Annotated in this window: 14 protein-coding genes and 2 tRNA genes; 7 read left to right on the top strand and 9 right to left on the bottom strand. The window is 67.6% G+C overall.

All coding sequences use genetic code 11. The annotated features are described in order from the left end of the window. Positions 1 to 16: 16 nt before the first annotated feature. Both MVF96_RS01905 and MVF96_RS01900 read right to left on the bottom strand, forming a co-directional pair. Positions 17 to 571, bottom strand: a complete 555-nt coding sequence (locus MVF96_RS01905) for a putative glycolipid-binding domain-containing protein (protein ID WP_082652894.1) — start codon at positions 569 to 571, stop codon at positions 17 to 19. A gap of 160 nt (positions 572 to 731) precedes the next feature. Continuing rightward, positions 732 to 1,517, bottom strand: a complete 786-nt coding sequence (locus tag MVF96_RS01900) for a hypothetical protein (protein ID WP_247450988.1) — start codon at positions 1,515 to 1,517, stop codon at positions 732 to 734. A gap of 531 nt (positions 1,518 to 2,048) precedes the next feature. Between MVF96_RS01900 and helR the strand changes: the two genes are divergently transcribed. Further along, positions 2,049 to 4,217, top strand: a complete 2,169-nt coding sequence (gene helR, locus MVF96_RS01895) for an RNA polymerase recycling motor ATPase HelR (protein WP_272498766.1) — start codon at positions 2,049 to 2,051, stop codon at positions 4,215 to 4,217. A gap of 149 nt (positions 4,218 to 4,366) precedes the next feature. Here the strand turns inward: helR and MVF96_RS01890 are convergent. Further along, positions 4,367 to 4,442: transfer RNA gene (locus MVF96_RS01890), tRNA-Arg, on the bottom strand. A gap of 36 nt (positions 4,443 to 4,478) precedes the next feature. After that, positions 4,479 to 4,570, bottom strand: a tRNA-Ser gene (locus MVF96_RS01885). A 118-nt stretch (positions 4,571 to 4,688) separates the two neighbouring features. On the opposite strand from MVF96_RS01885, the gene hisC reads away from it, so the two are divergent. After that, a complete protein-coding gene (hisC, locus tag MVF96_RS01880; RefSeq protein WP_247450987.1) occupies positions 4,689 to 5,756 on the top strand; it encodes a histidinol-phosphate transaminase in 1,068 nt (355 codons plus the stop codon). 18 nt (positions 5,757 to 5,774) lie between these two features. Here the strand turns inward: hisC and MVF96_RS01875 are convergent, their stop codons facing one another. After that, positions 5,775 to 6,752 (bottom strand): alpha/beta hydrolase, encoded by a 978-nt coding sequence (locus tag MVF96_RS01875; RefSeq protein ID WP_058250980.1) that lies wholly within the window; start codon positions 6,750 to 6,752, stop codon positions 5,775 to 5,777. Between the two features lie 192 nt (positions 6,753 to 6,944). Here MVF96_RS01875 and MVF96_RS01870 point away from each other — a divergent pair, with 192 nt between their 5' ends. After that, on the top strand, positions 6,945 to 7,454 hold the full coding sequence (locus MVF96_RS01870; RefSeq protein ID WP_247450986.1) for an acyl-CoA thioesterase: 510 nt from the start codon (positions 6,945 to 6,947) through the stop codon (positions 7,452 to 7,454). On the opposite strand, the gene MVF96_RS01865 is transcribed toward MVF96_RS01870, so the two are convergent. Beyond that, positions 7,428 to 8,675, bottom strand: a complete 1,248-nt coding sequence (locus MVF96_RS01865; RefSeq protein WP_159369858.1) for a hypothetical protein — start codon at positions 8,673 to 8,675, stop codon at positions 7,428 to 7,430. The genes MVF96_RS01870 and MVF96_RS01865 overlap by 27 nt on opposite strands. Before the next feature lie 149 nt (positions 8,676 to 8,824). Between MVF96_RS01865 and MVF96_RS01860 the strand changes: the two genes are divergently transcribed. The 3 genes from MVF96_RS01860 (at position 8,825) to MVF96_RS01850 (ending at position 11,803) form a co-directional block, all read left to right on the top strand. Then, a complete protein-coding gene (locus MVF96_RS01860) occupies positions 8,825 to 9,910 on the top strand; it encodes a magnesium transporter CorA family protein (RefSeq protein ID WP_247450985.1) in 1,086 nt (361 codons plus the stop codon). Between the two features lie 124 nt (positions 9,911 to 10,034). After that, a complete protein-coding gene (locus MVF96_RS01855; RefSeq protein WP_247450983.1) occupies positions 10,035 to 11,006 on the top strand; it encodes an ABC transporter ATP-binding protein in 972 nt (323 codons plus the stop codon). Then, positions 11,003 to 11,803 (top strand): ABC transporter permease subunit, encoded by an 801-nt coding sequence (locus MVF96_RS01850; RefSeq protein ID WP_247450981.1) that lies wholly within the window; start codon positions 11,003 to 11,005, stop codon positions 11,801 to 11,803. The genes MVF96_RS01855 and MVF96_RS01850 overlap by 4 nt, the downstream gene beginning before the upstream one ends. A gap of 10 nt (positions 11,804 to 11,813) precedes the next feature. Here the strand turns inward: MVF96_RS01850 and MVF96_RS01845 are convergent, their stop codons facing one another. Beyond that, positions 11,814 to 12,488, bottom strand: a complete 675-nt coding sequence (locus MVF96_RS01845) for a winged helix-turn-helix transcriptional regulator (RefSeq protein ID WP_247450980.1) — start codon at positions 12,486 to 12,488, stop codon at positions 11,814 to 11,816. Positions 12,489 to 12,778: 290 nt separating this feature from the next. On the opposite strand from MVF96_RS01845, the gene MVF96_RS01840 reads away from it, so the two are divergent. Further along, positions 12,779 to 13,594: a class I SAM-dependent methyltransferase gene (locus MVF96_RS01840; protein ID WP_065631221.1), complete on the top strand. Its 816-nt coding sequence runs from the start codon at positions 12,779 to 12,781 to the stop codon at positions 13,592 to 13,594. Positions 13,595 to 13,977: 383 nt separating this feature from the next. Here the strand turns inward: MVF96_RS01840 and MVF96_RS01835 are convergent, their stop codons facing one another. Then, positions 13,978 to 14,853 (bottom strand): exodeoxyribonuclease III, encoded by an 876-nt coding sequence (locus MVF96_RS01835; protein WP_247452181.1) that lies wholly within the window; start codon positions 14,851 to 14,853, stop codon positions 13,978 to 13,980. A gap of 25 nt (positions 14,854 to 14,878) precedes the next feature. After that, complete coding sequence (locus MVF96_RS01830) at positions 14,879 to 16,048, bottom strand: Fic family protein (RefSeq protein ID WP_226512129.1); 1,170 nt, start codon at positions 16,046 to 16,048, stop codon at positions 14,879 to 14,881. Positions 16,049 to 16,203: the final 155 nt, after the last annotated feature.

Genomic DNA, 16,203 nt, shown 5'->3' with positions numbered 1-16,203 from the left:
GGGCCGCCCGCACACGTCAGACCCGGCGCGCGAGGCCCGGGTAGTCGACGACGAAGTTGTTCTCGTCGACGGTGATGGTGGTGGTCGCAAGCGGCGACACCACACGGAATCCGTCCGTGCCCGGGGTGTACGACATCGTCGCCGGCTTCACGTCTCCGCTGGGCAGGTACATGTACGCGACCGGGATCTCGACCGCTCCGGGAGTCGACGCCGAGAGAGCACGTCGCCGGATCGGCAAGGCGTTGAACATCGGTGACAATGCGAGGTCCACGTCTTCGGCGCCGTCGAAGTCCGAACGGGTGGTCTCACCGTCGGGACGACGGATCAGCCACGTGCCCTCGTCGTCGCGCGTGATGCCGAACTGCGTCTCACCGTCAGTGCGAACCAGGTGAACGGTGAGCCGCTTGACCACACCGGCATCGGTGGTCTGCAGCTCGTAGGACGCGGAGAACGCCTCGTGGTCGGCGGTCGCCGCGGCGATGATCCGTCCATAGGCCTTGAGTCGTGCGCCGGACACGACCAGGCGGACCTGTTCCAGTCGATCGGTGTCTTCGCCTCGCCACGTGAGCATCGTCTTGAACTCGTCGTTGGTGGCGGAGGACTGACCGCTGTCAGGGGCTGTCTGCGGAGAACTCACGTGACCACGGTAGCGAGCAACCGCCCCGATCACACATCGGACGACCTGGTCACCCGACCGATCACCCGGCCCGGGACCCCGAAGACGTGACCGTTCAGGCGATACAGGACGCGGTTCGGCGGGGCGATGACGGCGTCACGGTGTCTTCGACCACCACCTCGCCCGCGACCGTGATCGAGCAACTCACCGAGCTACCCGTTCCCGCGATGACCAAGAGGCGCAGCGGGTTGACCCCGCCGGTGAACTGGACGGTCCACGGATTCGTCGGGGCGAACTCCGAGCGCAGGCCGTTGTCGTCGACGTAGAGGATGGTGGCCTGCCCGTCGATGGTCGCCTCGTAGGTCACCGGTTTGTTCTGCGGATCGATCCGCTCACCGGGTTGACCTGGGAGCTGCTGTCCCGGGTCGGGCGGGGTGAGGCTGGGCGGTTCGAAGGTGCGTGGGATCGGCATGGTGTCGGTGACCGCCGGCGAGTCGGCGAAGCGGTCCTGCGGTGCCTCCTCCCGCAGCCCGAGGAACCCGACGAAAGCCACCACGAGCAGCACCACCACGCCCAGGGTCAGGATGAGGGTTGCGGTGGGCACCTTGCGGATGCGTGAACCCGGTCGGCCGTCGGCGCTTTCGGCCTCCCGCTCGGCCGCCGCGACGCGTTCGGCCTCGGCACGCTCGGCGCGCTCGGCCAGGGTGAGCTCGGTGTTGGTCGGCTGGCCGGGGCGGAACATCGGGGTCCCGTCCGCGGCGTAACCGAGCGGCGGATAGAGCTGCGGTACTACGGGTTGCCCGTAGAGATCGCGAGGCGACCCGCCGGTCTGGCTGCCGCCTCCGTCGCGGCGTCGAGGGTCGTGAGCGCCGGGGTTCGGCCCCCCGTACGGCTGTCCCATCGTCGGCCTCCGGTCGGATTCTCGAGCGTCGTCGTCGACGCGGCGCGGCCTCAGCCGAAATCATCGGTTCGGCTCGACGCCGCGCGTCATTCCCTCTCCGACCTTACGGCGCGAAGTCGGGAGCCCACCTCGACGATCGGAAGACCGCAGGTCATGGCGATGCCGCGACGACAGCGAACCAGTCGGTCGAATGAGCCCGAACACTGACGAGTGAGACGCGGAGACCGTGGCCGCGCTGCCGCCCCACCCCCGTGCCCTCGGGGGCGGCAGCCCCCTGACAGGCCCCACCGAAAAGAGTTCACCGTAGTGAACTGAAAGTACTTTCACATACAGCACCGCGGGCTGCAACAGCTGCGCGGACGTCCAGGACAAGTGATATCGGGGTCCGTTTCACCTGCGCACCCGCCGATCTCTGCCCCTTTCACCATAAGCCCTGGACAGGGGCTTGCCGCAAGACCCCCCATCCGGTGCAGAATCGCTGTCTCACCTGCGACGACCACCCCTGCCACCTGCTGATTCGGAGTCATCTCTGTGCCCCCAGTCCAAGACAACGCGACGTCAACGACCACCGCGGTGTTCGCCCTCCCCGACAGCCTGTCCCCGAAGAACGATCCGGCCCTCGTCGCCGACGACACCCGACACTTCGCCTCGATCACCACGAACCTGCGACGCACCTTGGCCGACACCGACGAGCGCCTGCAGCACCTTCGGCGCGAGGCCGGTGGCAGGGGTCGTCGGGCCGTCGACCGCGACATGGAGATCCACCAGCTCGGCGCACGTATCCGATCGCTGCGGCGGTTCGGCCTCGACCTGTGCCTGGGTCGGCTGGTCCGCGACGACGGGGAGATCCTCTACATCGGCCGGCTCGGGCTGACCGATGCCGCCGGCGAGACCCTGCTCGTCGACTGGCGCACCCCGCTGGCCGCGCCGTTCTTCGCCGCCACCCGCCGCGACCCGATGGGACTGGTGAGCCGACGCCGCTACCGCTGGACCCACGGCCGGATCACCGACTACTGGGACGAGGTCTTCGTCGACGACCCCGCGGTGCTCGCCTCCCACGCCGCGCTCGACGAGCAGTCCGCGTTCCTCGCCGACCTCGGCGCCAGTCGTTCCCCGCGCATGCGAGATGTCCTGGGCACCATCGCCACCGATCAGGACGCGATCATCCGAGCCGGCTCGCACGGGACCCTCGTCGTCGACGGCGGGCCGGGAACCGGCAAGACCGTCGTCGCGCTGCATCGTGCCGCCTACCTCGTCTACGCCGATCCGCGCCTCGCCGGTCGTCGAGGCGGGTTGCTCGTCGTCGGACCTCATCGGCCGTACCTCGCCTACGTCGCCGATGTGCTGCCGAGCCTCGGCGAGGAGAGCGTCCAGACCTGCACTCTCGCCGATCTCGTCGTCGAAGGCGATTCGGCGACAACCGAAGCCGACGTCGACGTGGCACGGATGAAGTCGTCGGCTCGCATGGTCGAGGCGGTCGAGCCGGCGGTGAAGTTCTACGAACAACCGCCGACGACGCCGTTCGTGGTCGAAACACCCTGGATGGAGACGACTCTGACCGCGGACGACTGGGCAGACGCCTTCGACGCAGCCGAGCGCGGAACCGCACACAACGAGGAGCGGGAGGAGGTGTGGGAAGAACTGGTGTCGATCATCGCGTCGCGACAAGACGACGACGTGCCCCAGCACGCGCTGCGTCGTGCGTTGGCCGCGAATGACGAACTCGCGGCAACCTTCTCGCGGGCATGGCCGATCCTGGACGCCGCCGAGATCGTCGGTGACCTGTGGTCGGTGCCGGCCTTCCTCCGCATGTGTGCGCCGTGGCTGTCACCCGGCGAGGTACGCGCACTCCAGCGCAGCGTCCCCGATGCCTGGACCGATGCCGACCTGCCGGTCCTCGACCGCGCCCACCGCCGGATCGGGGACCCGGCAGCGTCGGCCCGTCGTCGCCGACAGCGCGCGGACCTGGCGAAGGAACGCGAGCGGATCGACCAGGTGGTCGACGACCTGATCGCCGCCGAGGTCCACGACGACGGCGAGGGACTCATGACGATGCTCCGGCACGAGAACCTGCGCCACAACCTCGGGGACGGGTCCGTGAGCGAGACCGCCCGCCCACTGTCCGGGCCGTTCGCGCACATCGTCGTCGACGAAGCGCAGGAACTCACCGACGCCCAGTGGCAGATGCTGATCGACCGTTGCCCGTCGAAGAGCTTCACCGTCGTCGGCGACCGCGCGCAGGCACGACGCGGATTCCCCGAGTCATGGGCAGAGCGGCTTCGGCGCGTCGGCCTGCGCGACGTCACCTCGGCGGGACTCACGATCAACTACCGGACCCCGGAAGAGATCATGGATGCGGCCGCCCCCGTCATCCGCGCGGCGCTCCCCGACGCGAACGTGCCGACTTCGGTTCGGCGCGCGGGCATTCCGGTCACCTACGGCGACCGCGCGGACCTCGACACCGTGGTCGACGACTGGACCTCGACGCATCGAGACGGAATCGCCTGTGTGATCGGCGAACCCGGCTTCGCCGGGACCGCCCGCGTGCGGTCGCTCACCCCCACCCTCGCCAAGGGGCTCGAGTTCGACCTCGTGGTGCTCGTCGACCCCGACGCCTTCGGCGCGGGCACCGAAGGCGCGGTCGACCGCTACGTGTCGATGACCCGGGCGACTCAGCAGTTGGTGATCCTCCGCACGTAGACCCCACCACCGATTGGGGTAGTGCCGTACTCGTGTCGACGTCCCGGACGCCGGCGAGGATGGAAGACAGCACCGGCACCTCGCCCACCCACCCAGGGTTCCGGTGCACACAGAAGAGGCCCGTCACCGGGATCGGTGACGGGCCTCTGTGGTGCGCCCGTAGGGATTCGAACCCCAAACCTTCTGATCCGTAGTCAGATGCTCTATCCGTTGAGCTACGGGCGCGTGCTATTCAGTTGTACCGCCGTCGGCCGACTGCGGTGGCGGAGGCGAGAGGATTTGAACCTCCGGTCCCGTTTTAGCGAGACAACTCATTAGCAGTGAGTCCCATTCGGCCGCTCTGGCACGCCTCCTTGGCGGAGTCCTTTCGAACTGCCGAGTCGAAAGGTTACACACCCTTCGCGTCCACAAGCAAACCGGTTGGTCAGAGCCGGTTTCTGCCTCATCGGGGTCGCGGCCTACATTGGTCGGGTGAGCCTGCGAATCCGCCCCGACCTGGACGACCTTCCCGTATACGTACCGGGCAAGACGTTTCCGGGAGCGGTGAAGCTCGCCAGCAACGAGGTCACCGAAGGTCCGCTGCCGAGCGTCGTCGAGGCGATCGGCGCGGCGGCCGCAGCCGTGAACCGCTACCCCGACAACGGGATGGTGGAGCTGACCGCAGCGCTGGCCAAGAGCCTCGGGGTCACCGAAGACGAGGTCCAGGTGGGATGCGGGTCGGTCATCCTCTGCCAGAACCTCATCCTCGTCACCAGCGGACCGGGCGACGAGGTGGTCTTCGGGTGGCGGTCCTTCGAGACCTATCCCCTGGCGACGCGCGTCGCGGGCGCGACACCGGTCCAGGTCCCGCTCACCGGCGATCTGACCTACGACCTACGCGCGATGGCCGACGCGGTCACCGACCGCACGCGGCTGATCTTCGTGTGCAATCCCAACAACCCGACCGGGACCGTGGTCGAGGCAGCCGACCTGCGGGAGTTCCTGCAGAACGTGCCGTCCGACGTCATCGTCGCTCTCGACGAGGCGTACTTCGAATACCTGCGCTTGCCGTCGAGTCAGGCGTACGACGCACTCGAACTCCGACGCGAGTTCCGCAACCTCGTGGTGCTGCGCACCTTCTCGAAGGCGTACGGGCTGGCCGGGCTGCGCGTGGGTTACGCGATCGCCGATCCGGAGGTCATCACCGCCCTCGGCAAGGTTCATGTGCCGTTCTCGGTCAGCAGCGTCGCCCAGGCCGCCGCGCTCGCCAGCCTCGACGCCGGGGACCAGTTGCTGGCCCGCACCGACGCGGTCGTCGCCGAACGGGCCCGCGTCACCGCACGACTGCGCGACGCGGGCTACCGGGTCCCCGATTCGCAAGCCAACTTCGTGTGGCTCGACCTGGGAGCGGCGTCGATGGACTTCGCGCGCGCCTGCGTCGACGCCGGGGTGGTGGTCCGCCCGTTCGACGGCGACGGCGTGCGGGTGACCGTCACCAACGCCGCCGAGGACGACGTGTTCCTGCGGTTCGCCGAGAGCTGGGACGGTCCCCGGAGCTGATCCTGGACCCCGAGCCGGTCAGAGCCCCCGGCCGATGGTCGGCCACAGGGCCGCGAGGTCGCGCTCCCAGTACGCCCACGTGTGGGTTCCGATGAGGCGGAAACCGTCGGTGTAGGGCACCCCCGCGGCACGCATCGTGATGGCGAACTCGAGCGAACAGCGGTAGGCACCCAGTTCGAGCGCCGACGAGGATGCCGTCACGACGTCGCGCGGCCCCTCGTCCGGCTCGATCTGACGCTGGAGGTCGAGGGGGCCGATGGCGCCGGACCCGGCGGCGATGAAGATGTTCTTTCCGCGCAACCGGTCGAGATGAAGACTCGGGTCGTGTGCGCGCCAGCCCGCGGAGCCGAACGGGCCCCACATGTTGGTGGCGTCGCCGCCGTCGCGACCGACCGTCGTACGGACGTAGGCCTCGTTGACGGGACCGGACACCGGCGGGCAGCCGCTGAGCGAGGCGACGCCGGTGTACATCTCCGGGTGTCGGATGGCCAGGGAGAACGCGGCCTGCCCACCCATCGACAGCCCGATGACCGCGTTGCGGCCGTTGCCGTCGAACCGGTCGTCGATCAGCGGCGGCAGCTCCTTGGTGAGGAACGTCTCCCACATCGGCTTGCCGAGCGCGGCGTCCTTCTTCTGCCAGTCGGTGTAGAAGGTGCCCTTTCCTCCGGTGGGGAGTACGACGTTGACGTTCTTGTCGGCGAAGAAGCGGCCGGCGCGACCCTTCGTGATCCAGTCGCTGACCTCACCCTCGGCGCCGGCACCGTCGAGCATGTAGACCGTCGACCGCGGCGTCGAGCCGCCGACCGGGGTGAGGACCGACAGCTTGATCCGCTCGTTCATCGCCGGTGAGAAGACCCAGATGTCGGTACGCAGCGCACTCAGCTTCTCGGATTTGGCGATGCGCGCCACCTGTTTGGGAGCGGCGTCGGCGATGGCCGGGGTCGACAGAATCCCCACCATCAGGCACACCAGACCCGCGATCAATCGCCTCGACATCTCGCCAACTCCCTCACCGACAATCCCCCCGGAGTGCACCCGGGACCTCGTCGTGTCACCACGTGCGAGTCCGCGCCGACCGGATCGGCCCGACGCGGACATCTAGACTCACAGACTACCCGGCGTTCAGCCGAGTGGAAGGTCGTGACCACGGCATCTCACGGGCACCGGGACCTCCGAGGAAAGTCGACGATGCCCACTTCACCTTCTGTTCACCACGCGCATTCCGAGCGGCACGAACCACCGTCGACCACGGGACTCGGTCCGAACGACTTCGCCTTCGTCGCCGAGGTCGGGGTGCGCTGGTCGGACATGGACGCGTTCGGACACATCAACCACGCGCGGATGGTCACGCTGATGGAGGAGGCGCGCATCGCGTGGCTGTTGAGCGCCGGCGAGGACTACGCCCCGCTGATCACCAGCGCGATGATCGTGCACGTCGACATCCGATACCAGGCCCAGCTGCGTCACGACGACTCGCCGCTGCGAATCGGGATGTGGATCAAGGGTTTCCGTTCGGTGGACTTCACCATCGGTTACGAGATCCGCAGCGGCGTTGCCGACGACGCCAGTCGGCCGGCATGCGTCGCGAGCACGCAGATGGCCGTCGTCGACATCGAGAAGCACACCCTGCGGCGGCTGTCCCCCACCGAGAAGGACTACCTCAGCACGTGGTCACGACGGCTCGTAGCGAGCGGGTAACTCGCGCGGCACCGCCGGCGAGATCCGCGCGATGTTGCCCTGCAACACATCCCGATAGATGCGCAACTGCTCTTCGCCGCTGCGGACCTGTTCGGTGAGCCGTTTCGCGTTGTCGACGGAGATCTCGCGGTCGCCCGACCGCGCGATCAACGCGTCGATGCGGTCGTCCAGGGTCGCCGCTTTGTTGTACTCGGCGAGGACCTGCAGCTCGACGGCCGCGGATTCGACGACATGCGCGACCTCGCCGAGCGCCTGGACACGGTCGATGAGTTCGGTCCACACCGGTCGCAGTGTCGTCTCACGCTGATCGATCTGCGCGGCGAAGGTGCGGTCGAAGCCGCCATTGCGCTTGGCCCGGTCGAGGTCGATGCGTACCGCCCGCAACGCGATGACGTCGGCGGCGATCTCGGCGACCTCGGCGTGCAGGTTCACCTGGGTGCGCTGGACCTCGAAATGGTCGGAGCGCCAGGCGGGGTTGCCGAGGATGCGGTCGTAGTAGTGACCGGTGATGAACAGCAGCGTCTCGTAGCCGTCGACGAAGGCCGCGGCACGCGGCGCACCGGCCTGGGAGGCACCACCCGGTGCCTCGCGCACGCCCGACAGGAACTGGTCCGCCCACTGCCCCGCCTGCGAGTTGCCCGACTTCGCGGCGACCTGCCCCACCACGCCGGCGATCCGGTCGAACGCGGCGGTGCCGGCGCGACGGACATAGCTCGACGCGTTGACGTTGGGGGTCGGAGTGCACAGCAGCCCGGCGAACAACCGGTCTCGTTCCTCGATCTCGAGATAGACGTTCTCCCGTCGCTCGCGTCGGATCGCCCGGGTCCCCGACGCGAACACACCCTTACCGGCGACGATCTGCTTGCGTGCGTCCTCGCGGCGTCGTTGCAGGCCGTTGAGCCGGTTGCGCATCACGGCCGCGACCACACCGGGCACCACCGGGCTCGACAACTGGTGTTCGATCTGGACGATCGCGCGCTGCAAGCGGCGCAGATCGCCGAAACCCGCGGACATGGACGGCATCGGCCGACCGGTGGAGATCCGGCGCACCACGATGGCACGACCACCCGGGGTGAGGTATCCGGAGGCGATGAGAAGCGCCGCGGTGTCCGACAGTTCGCGCCGCTCGCCCGGTACCGCCGAACGATCGCACCACTCGCGGATCTGTTCGCTCGTGCGCGCGGGCATCAAGCGATGTCCGCGGGAACTGCTGTCGACCATGCCGCCGCCTTACCTGGAGAATCGGTGTCCGCACCCGTCCACAGACACCGATTTCGATGCTACCCGCGGGCGACGACCACCCGGTGTGGTCGACGTCTCGCCTGCCTGTCGCACCGACGGAACACCCCCACGGGTGTCACGATGGCCACATGACAGTTCCCTCGGATGTGTCGGGACCTCGCGGCGTCGAACGCATCCGTGGTCAGATCTGGCGGAACGGCGACCCGGTGGATGGCTTCGACCTCGAGGAGATCTCCACCTGTCTCGACAATCCGGAGAAGTTGATCTGGGCGGATCTGGAAAGCCCCACCCACGAGACCCTGTCCCGGTTGGCGACCGAACTCGACCTCGACCCGTTCGCGATCGAGGACACGGTCGCGGCGGCCGAACGGGTCAAGACAGTCACCTACACCGGGCACACCTTCGTGATGGTCTACGCGGTGTCGCTACACGACGGCGACTCGCCGGCCGACGACCGGGACGATGACGACGGCGCCGCGGCCACCGACTTCCGTGCCTCCGCGAACGGTCGGGCGCGGATGTTCGACCTGCACCGCATCTCGATCTTCGTCAAACGGAACGCACTCATCACCGTGCGACCGACCCCGGCGCTCGACATCGACGAGGTCATGCGGCGTTGGTCGGACAGCGGGGCCACGCAATACGGGATCGGCGCGCTCGTGCACGGATTGCTCGATGTCGTCGTGGACGGACACTTCGACGCCGTGCAACGCCTCGACGACGAGATCGAAGACCTCGAGGCACTGCTGTTCGACGAGCGCATCCCCGGCCGCGAACTGCAGCGCCGAACCTACGACCTGCGCAAGGACCTCGTCGTCCTGCGACGGGTGGTCCTGCCGATGCGCGAGGTGATCGCCGGCATCCAACGACGGCGGTTCGACAACCACGCGCCGCCGGAACTCGACCCGCATTTCTCCGACCTCTACGACCACGCGCTCCGGGCGTCGGAGTGGACGGAATCGTTGCGCGACATGATCACCACCGTCTTCGAGACCAACCTGACCCTCGCCGACGCGCGACTCAACACCGTCATGAAGAAGCTGACCGCGTGGGCCGCGATCATCGCCGTGCCGACGGCCATCACCGGTTTCTACGGACAGAACGTGCCGTTTCCCGGTTTCGAGCGACTACTCGGCTTCATCACCAGCACGACGCTTATCGTCGTCGTGGTCGTCGGACTCTATCTGTCGTTCCGGAAACGCGACTGGTTGTGACCGCGTCGTCGGATGTGTTGTCCTGCAACGGGTGTGACTCGTACACGGCGGGTTTCGACATGAAAGCGGTTGACCACGTGCGCGTTTGATAGCGTATGGGCCAGCCCACCGACGGAAGGCACCGATGGAGTCACCCGCGATCACGATCGACGGTCTCACCAAGCGATTCGGCAGCCTTACCGCGGTCGACGACCTGTCGTTCACCGTTGCCCCCGGTCGCGTCACCGGGTTTCTCGGACCGAACGGTTCGGGCAAGACCACGACCCTGCGGATGCTCCTGGGCCTGGTCGAACCGACCGCCGGCCGGGCACTCATCGGCGACCGCCCGTTCCGGGAGATCCCGCGACCCGCCCAGCACGTCGGCGCGGCGCTCGAGGCGTCGAGCTTTCACCCCGGGCGCACCGGACTCGGGCACCTGAAGGCACTCGCCCCGCAGGTCGGGGTCCCGACGTCGCGGTGCCGGGAAGTGCTCGACTTCGTCGGACTCGCTCAGGCCGCGGACCGCCGCGTCGGTGGTTACTCGATGGGCATGCGGCAGCGCCTCGGCCTGGCCACCGCGCTGCTCGGCGATCCGCAGATCATCCTGCTCGACGAGCCGGCCAACGGTCTCGACCCCCAGGGCATCGTGTGGCTGCGCGGGCTGCTGCGGTCACTGGCCCACGAGGGTCGAACGGTCCTGGTCTCCAGCCACGTGCTCGCCGAGGTGCGGAGCACCGTCGACGACGTGGTGGTGATCGGCAACGGCAAACTGGTCCGGGCCTCCACGCTCGCCGACTTCGAGGCGCTGGCCGAGCACGCGGTCGTCGTGCGGACGCCGTCGCGGGCGTCGTTCGTCGCGCTCGCGGGCGAGCGCGGGTGGCACCTCGAGGACACGCACGACGGTTTCCGGGTGCCCGGCGTGAGTGCGGCCACGGTCGGGACGGCCGCCTTCACCGCGGGCATCGAACTCCACCAACTCGCCGACGTCGGCGCCGATCTCGAGGCGGTCTTCCTGCATCTCACGAAGTCTTCGGACGCACCGACCAGTCATTTCTACGGCGGGTCAGCCGATCCCGGCCCGAACGGCGCACCGACGTCGCCGGGGGCAGTCCGATGAGGGCCGCCCTGATCGCCGAGTACCGCAAGTTCACCTCCACGCGGATGTGGTGGGTCCTGCTCATCGCCATGGTCGCCTATCTCGGGTTCATCGGTGCGGCACTGGCGTTCTCGATGACGACCGAGAATGCCATGCAACAACCCACGACGCTCGTCGGCGCCGATCTGGCCCGCTCGATCTACGCCCTCACCAGCCCGATCGGTTACGTGTTCGCCCTGGTGATCGGCAGCCTCGCGGTGACCGGGGAGTTCCGGCACAAGACCATCACGGCGAGCCTGCTCGTCGAACCGCGACGCGGAATCCTGTTGGTGGCCAAGCTGATCGCCGGCATCCCGATGGGGCTCCTCTACGGCGTGCTCGGCACTCTGGCGGTCGTCGCGACGGCGGCACCGATCCTCGCGACGGTCGGGGACGGCGCGTTCCTCGGCGACAGCTCCACCCTCGAGGTGATCGGCCTGTCGATGCTGGTGATGGTGCTGTGGACCGCGATGGGGGTGGCGTTCGGCGCTGTGGTGTCCAACCAGGTCGCCGCGATCGTGATCCTGCTGGCCTTCACCCAGCTCGTGGAACCGATCGCACGCATCGCGCTGGCGACCTTCGACGTGACCTCATCGGTGTCGAAGTTCCTGCCCGGGTCCGCCGCCGATGCCCTCGTCGGATCGAGCTTCTTCGCCACGATGGGCGGCGGCAGTGACGACCTGCTGCCGCAGTGGGCCGGGGCACTTGTCATGCTCGCCTACATCGCCGCGTTCGCGGCCATCGGTCGCTACACGACGTTCCGCCGGGACATCGCCTGACGGTGCCCGCTCACGCCGGTCGCGGGACCGCCGACGAGAGGCTCTGCCCGATCCACGACGGCACGTCTCGTGCCACCTCCGCGGCACCGTGGATCTCGACGCGGTCGGCGGCGAGCGCCAGACGCCAGTCGATGTCGCCCCGCCAGATCTCGGTGAGAGTACGCAGATCGGTCATCACGGTGGCGTCGAGTTCGTAACCGGGGTCGAAGTCGCACACCTGCGCCTCACCACCCGCGACGACCAGCCACCATGTGCTCGCCTTGCCGATGACATCGCGAAAGACGAACTGCACCATGGTGCGTCGTCGCGGCCACCGGTCGACCGGGACGGTGCGGTGCATGTCCCACATGAGCAGATGCGGGTCGAGGTCGGCGTCGCCCAGCTCGCCGATCCAGCGGATACCCCACGCGCTCAACGCTTCTACGACCGTGGTGAGCTCCTCGCCCATCGCCGTCAGCGTGTACACCGAACGACCGCCGACAACGCTGCGGTTGATCACCCCGGCACGTTCCAGACTGCGTAGGCGCTTGGTGAGCAGCGCCGGCGACATCTTCGGCACCCCGCGTCGCAACTCGTTGAAATGCCGACTGCTCAAGAGCAGTTCGCGGACGATGAGAATCGTCCAGCGCTCGTCGAGCAACTCCATCGCCTTGGCCACCGGACAGAACTGTCCATACGATGTCATCGCAGCCTCCCCACTGCTGGTCGAGCCGGCGCCACCTCTTGCCGGTTGAGCCGGCCCCGAGCGAAGCGAGGCGCCGCCTCTTGCTGGTTGAGCCGGCCCCGAGCGAAGCGAGGCGCCGTGTCGAAACCTCCCTCGACCCAGTACACACCCGTCGCCGGCTGATGACCAGTACAGAAACTGAACTGCCGCCAGTACAGATGTTGGTCTAGAGGACGGGTCGGAGTTCGTCGGATGCTCGTTGTGTCCGGTCACGGACGACCACCATTCGACAACTTCGAGGGACCGCCATCATGACCACGACCCACCCCACCCCGTTCGACGCCGAGATCAAGGCCCGCCACCGCAAGCTGTGGGCGTCGGGCGACTATCCCGCCGTCGCCGACCTCATCGCGCCGCTGGGCCGACGCCTCGTCGACGCATTGCACATCACCGCCGGGGACAAACTCCTCGACGTCGCCGCCGGCGCGGGCAACGTCGCCGTACCCGCCGCTGAAGCCGGCGGGCATGTCGTCGCCAGCGACCTCACACCCGAACTGCTGTCCGTGGGCGAAGCCCGGCACCGCGACCTGCCGATCACCTGGCGCACCGCCGACGCCGAAGATCTCCCGTTCGACGATGACGACTTCGACATCGCGACGTCGTGCGTGGGCGTCATGTTCGCGCCGAATCACCAGAAGTGCGCCGACGAACTCGTACGAGTCGTGCGTCCCGCCGGACGGATCGGCCTGATCAACTGGACTCCAACGGGATTCATCGGTGAGTTGTTCGCGGTGATGAAGCCGTACGCCCCGCCACCGCCGCCCGGTGCGCAGCCGGGGCCGCTCTGGGGCGACGCCGACCACGTGCGGTCGCTGTTCGGTTCAGCTGTCACCGACCACGAGTTCGTCACCGAGACCGTGGCGATCAGCGAGTTCGACGACGGCGGGGCGTTCCGCGACTTCTTCAAAGCGCACTACGGACCGACCATCATGGCGTACCGCAACGTCGGTGACGACCCCGCGCGCGTCGACGAACTCGACGCCGCCATCGCCGCCCACGCCGACCGCTACCTCACCAACGGACGGATGGAGTGGGAGTACCTCCGCGCGGTGCTGACGGTCGGGTGAGCCGCAACCACCGCTGGTCGAGCCGCAGCCGCAACCGCAACCACCGCTGGTCGAGCCGGCACCGAGCGCCAGCGAGGCGCCGAGTCGAAGCCACCCGGCGACAACCGCTGGTCACGCCGCCCTCCCGCTGGTTGAGCCGGCACCGAGCGCCAGCGAGGCGCCGAGTCGAAGCCACCCGGCGACAACCGCTGGTCACGCCGCCCACCCGCTGGTTGAGCCGGCACCGAGCGCCAGCGAGGCGCCGAGTCGAAACCACCCGGCGACAACCGCTGGTCACGCCGCCCACCCGCTGGTTGAGCCGGCACCGAGCGCCAGCGAGGCGCCGAGTCGAAGCCACCCGGCGACAACCACCATTCACGTGACGCGGAAGTCGCGACCCCGGATCACAGCTCGGCGTACTCGACAACCAGCGGGGCGTGATCGGACAGCCGAAGGTCCGGCGACGCCTCCTTGTCGACCACCACCGAGCGCGCCCGCCGGGCAAGCGCGGGCGAGGCGAGCTGGTGGTCGATGCGCCACCCGACGTCCTTGACGAACGACTCCCCCGCCCAGCTCCACCAGGTGAGCGGTCCGGGACGGTCACCGTGCAGGGCGCGTACGACGTCCACCAGCCGGCGCGGGCCGGTGATCTCGCCGAACCAGGCGCGTTCCTCGGGCAGGAAGCCCTCCATCTTGCGGGCCGCGCGCCAGTTGGTGACGTCGTGTTCGAGGTGTGCCACGTTGAGGTCGCCGAGGAGCAGGAACTCCCGGCCGGCGCGGCGGGCGGCGAGCCGGTTGCGCTCGAGTTCACGGGTGAACCCGGCCAGAAAGCGTTGCTTGCGTGCGTGTTTGGCGCCGCCGTCGGGCGCCTCCCGCATCGAGCCGGGGCGCTGCAACTCGACTGGGAGTCCGCCCTTGGGCAGATACAGACTGGCGACGGTCAGTGGACGATCGGCGAGGTCGACCTCGACGTAGCGACCCTCGTGAGCGAAGGCGGGCATTCCGCGAGCCTTCGGCGGATGGGTCAGCCAGGTGCGCACCGCGGCCGGCTCGTTTCTGGTGAGCACCGCGACGCCGTTACGTCCCGCGATGGAGCCGACGTCGACCGCTGCGTGGTAACCGTCGAACTCGCCGACGTCGTCGATGCCACACCGCAGTTCCTGTAGTCCGACCACGTCGGGCTGCCGTCCGGCGAGCCAGGCGTCGAACCCCCGACGGCGCGCGGCGCGGATCCCGTTGACGTTGAACGACGCAACCGTGAATCCACCGGTGCTCGTCATCATTCTCCTCTGGCCTCGGCGTCGCTCAGTACTCCAGGGCAGTCAGGACAGCATCGCACTGAAAGATCCGGTCGTACCGACCAGCGGTACGCTGTCGAAGAATTTTCAGGTCCACTAACTTCGCTATCGCAGAGTTCGCTGCTTGGTACGAAACCCCGTACAACTTCGAAGCGAGGGTGGCCGTGATCATTGGGTACCCCACCAAGTCGTCAGCGATACGCAGTGCGACGCCCTTCGACCCGCGCAGTGTCAGCTGGAAGCTCTCGCGCAGGGCGAGTAGCCGATCGACTCGGGCCACAACCTCGAGAGCCTCGGCGTGAATTGCTGCAGACATAAAGCAAATCCACGTGTCCCAGTCCCCCGTCTGTGACACGCGAAGCAATCCTTCTTGATACTCAGAGCGCCTCTGCACTAGCCATGGAGACAAGTTCAGAATGGGGTATCGCAACTCACCCGCGCACATGAGCTGCAAAGTCGCGACGAGCCGACCCAAGCGACCGTTTCCGTCGTGAAACGGGTGGAGCGTCTCAAACTGGTAGTGAGACACAGCAACACGGATGATCGTGGGCACGTCGTTGACCTCGCGTATCCACGCTTGCCACGCTTCCAAGCCATCGGTCAAACGATGGTCCGCTGGAGGCGGAACGAAGCGGGCCGAATCCACACGCCGGTTGCCGACACCTATGAAGACCTGAGAGGTGCGCACGCTACCGGCGTGTGCACCGTCACTGGGTGTGCCTCGGAGTAGTTCAGCTTGCAGGTCTTCGAGCATTCGGATGGAGATCGATCGGCCTTGACCGATCATCTCGTAAGCGCGCTCCGCTGCGGTTACGTAGTTTCGAACTTCACTGACTGAGCTGGTCATCTCGTCGTTGTCAAGGAAGTCCGCCTCGAACACGTCCGACAGAGCCGCGTAAGTCCCTTCTAGAGCCGACGTGCTGACTGCCTCGCGGCGCGTCGCCGGCCGCGCCAGCAGTGTGGGATTGGGGAGCAGCGAAGAAGCCTGATCTGCTCGGGCGAGCGCTGCGGTCGCTTCGACAACGACCGAGTACGTCGACGCCTGCAACTCGAAACCCGCAGGCAGTCTGTTGGGGACGTAGCCGAAGTACTCGTACTCCTCGTTGAACCGAGGGTCGTAACCCCTGATGGGCACTAGCTCCCCGACCGGGCTGTTTCTCAATCTCTCGAGATCCACTGGGTGATCCAACCTTGAAAACCAACGATGTGATTTCAAGGTTAACGCACTAACCTTGAAATTGGCCCCGTCAATTTCAAGGTTCACCGCAGCCCTGGAAAGCGGGTCCGTCGAGCACCGATGCAGTGAGGTGAGGCCAACTCGCGGGCCGCATC

The organism is Gordonia hongkongensis (assembly GCF_023078355.1).
GTDB lineage: Bacteria > Actinomycetota > Actinomycetes > Mycobacteriales > Mycobacteriaceae > Gordonia > Gordonia hongkongensis.
Note: the sequence above shows the minus strand (reverse complement) of the source record. Positions and strands in the feature narration are given on the sequence as shown.

What these genes read in the sequence shown, in the direction of transcription:
- MVF96_RS01875 (WP_058250980.1), bottom strand. Translation starts at nt 6,752, where the DNA reads ATGTCGAGGCGATTGATCGCGGGTCTGGTGTGCCTGATGGTGGGGATT.
- MVF96_RS01905 (WP_082652894.1), bottom strand. Translation starts at nt 571, where the DNA reads ATGCTCACGTGGCGAGGCGAAGACACCGATCGACTGGAACAGGTCCGC.
- MVF96_RS01835 (WP_247452181.1), bottom strand. Translation starts at nt 14,853, where the DNA reads ATGACGAGCACCGGTGGATTCACGGTTGCGTCGTTCAACGTCAACGGG.
- MVF96_RS01860 (WP_247450985.1), top strand. Translation starts at nt 8,825, where the DNA reads ATGACAGTTCCCTCGGATGTGTCGGGACCTCGCGGCGTCGAACGCATC.
- MVF96_RS01870 (WP_247450986.1), top strand. Translation starts at nt 6,945, where the DNA reads ATGCCCACTTCACCTTCTGTTCACCACGCGCATTCCGAGCGGCACGAA.
- MVF96_RS01865 (WP_159369858.1), bottom strand. Translation starts at nt 8,675, where the DNA reads ATGGTCGACAGCAGTTCCCGCGGACATCGCTTGATGCCCGCGCGCACG.
- MVF96_RS01845 (WP_247450980.1), bottom strand. Translation starts at nt 12,488, where the DNA reads ATGACATCGTATGGACAGTTCTGTCCGGTGGCCAAGGCGATGGAGTTG.
- MVF96_RS01840 (WP_065631221.1), top strand. Translation starts at nt 12,779, where the DNA reads ATGACCACGACCCACCCCACCCCGTTCGACGCCGAGATCAAGGCCCGC.
- MVF96_RS01900 (WP_247450988.1), bottom strand. Translation starts at nt 1,517, where the DNA reads ATGGGACAGCCGTACGGGGGGCCGAACCCCGGCGCTCACGACCCTCGA.
- MVF96_RS01855 (WP_247450983.1), top strand. Translation starts at nt 10,035, where the DNA reads ATGGAGTCACCCGCGATCACGATCGACGGTCTCACCAAGCGATTCGGC.
- MVF96_RS01850 (WP_247450981.1), top strand. Translation starts at nt 11,003, where the DNA reads ATGAGGGCCGCCCTGATCGCCGAGTACCGCAAGTTCACCTCCACGCGG.